This is a genomic window from Burkholderia sp. LK4 (genome assembly GCF_001043615.1).
GTDB lineage: Bacteria > Pseudomonadota > Gammaproteobacteria > Burkholderiales > Burkholderiaceae > Burkholderia > Burkholderia cepacia.
Window position 1 is genome coordinate 1 of sequence record NZ_LDUL01000188.1, and the last position, 225, is coordinate 225.

The following is a 225-nucleotide window of genomic DNA, read 5'->3' on the forward strand; positions in this document are numbered from 1 at the left end:
AAGCGCACGGTGCGCGAGGCCGCGCTGCGTCACAACATGTACGCGACGTTCATGGCCAAGCCGATGGAAGACGAACCGGGTTCGGCGATGCACGTGCACCAGAGCATCGTCGACGAGGAAACGGGCCAGAACCTGTTCACGTCGCCCGAAACCGGCGGCGCGACGTCGATGTTCTACAACTACCTCGCGGGGCTGCAGAAATACACGCCCGCGCTGATGCCGATC

Annotated in this window: 1 pseudogene; it reads left to right on the top strand. The window is 63.6% G+C overall.

Going from position 1 to position 225, the window contains the following annotated elements:
• Window positions 1–225: pseudogene (locus VK92_RS38845) on the top strand (glutamine synthetase); the annotation flags it as partial.